1 protein-coding gene is annotated in these 1,284 nt (G+C 63.6%); it reads right to left on the reverse strand.

Annotated elements, in window-relative coordinates; translation table 11 throughout:
* Window positions 1–59: 59 nt before the first annotated feature.
* Window positions 60–1,204, reverse strand: a protein-coding gene (locus EET13_RS13295) for an IS3 family transposase (RefSeq protein ID WP_122442739.1) whose coding sequence is annotated in 2 segments (ribosomal slippage) — window positions 60–937 and window positions 937–1,204 — 1,146 coding nt in all. Because the reading frame shifts where the segments join, the coding sequence is not laid out codon by codon here.
* Window positions 1,205–1,284: the final 80 nt, after the last annotated feature.

Genomic DNA, 1,284 nt, shown 5'->3' on the forward strand with positions numbered 1-1,284 from the left:
TGGCGAGTCCCCGTTACTGAGTCAACCCGTTTTTAGAGCCGGGTTTGTTTGATTCGGATTCAGTTGATCTCGCAGGCCACCGGGGTATGGGTGTGTCTGCAGGCCGAAGCGTACTCGGCCGGTGTGCGGTAGCCCAGCGCCGAATGGCGGTGTCGGTGATTGTGTTCATGCTTGAAGTCGCCGATGACCACGCGGGCCTCGAACAGGGTGTTCCAGTGGTTGCGGTTGAGGCACTCCTTGCGTAGCCGGTTGTTGAACGATTCGATATGGCCATTGACCCAGGGACAACCTGGTGGGATGTAGACCAAGCCCGTTTTGTTCTCGCAGAATCGCTGCAGCGCTTGGGAAACCAGCTCCGGGCCGTTGTCCATCCGCAGGACCTTCGGCGGGCCGCCGGCCACGGTGAAGGCCGTCTCGAGTTCGGCCACGAGGCGTTCTGCGGTGATCGAGCGCTCGACGATGTTCAGCAGCGACTCGCGGGTGTGCTCGTCGATCATCGAGGCGATCTTGATGGCTTTGCCATCGGTGGTGGAGTCGAACTGGAAGTCGATCGCCCACACCACGTTCGGTGCATCGGCCACCACCGGCGGGACGGAGGACACTCCGGCCCGCTTACGCGGCGAGCGGATCTTGACCTGCAGGCCCTCCTCGCGCCACAAGCGGTGGACCTTCTTCTTATTGACTTGCCGGTGCTCGTCGTAGCGCAATGCCGCCCAGGCACGCCGGAACCCATGGCAGGGGTGTTTGGTGGCGTAGGCGCGCAGCCAGGCCCTCATCTGGGCGTCGGGGTCGGTTGGTGTCTGTGCCGCGGGCAGGCGGCGGTAAGTGGAGCGGGCCAGCCCAACGGCCTTGCACGCCAACCGTTCCGACATGCTCAATGTGTCCTTGAGCATGTCCACGGCGCGCCGCTTGGCAGCTGGGCTCAGAATTTTCCCTTCGCGACCTCCCGCAGCGCGTCCTTTTCCAGTTCGGCCTCGGCCAGCAGCCTCTTCAAGCGCGTGTTCTGCTCGCGTAGCTCCCGTAGCTCTTTGGCGGCGTCAGTGTCCATGCCGCCGTAGGCGCGGCGCCAGTTGTACAGCGTGGCGGCTGAGACACCCAACTGGGCGGCGATCTCGTCACCGGTCTTGCCTTCAGCAGCCAGCTCGTCCGCGCGGCGCAACTTGCGCACGATGTCCTCCGCGGAATGCCGCTTACGACCAGCCATGTGTTTCATCGTCCCTTCCAGCCCGACCTCGGGCCACAGGACTCTAAAACAAGCCGGACTCATTCACGGGGAACACGCCA

Source organism: Mycobacterium attenuatum (assembly GCF_900566085.1).
GTDB classification, from domain to species: domain Bacteria; phylum Actinomycetota; class Actinomycetes; order Mycobacteriales; family Mycobacteriaceae; genus Mycobacterium; species Mycobacterium attenuatum.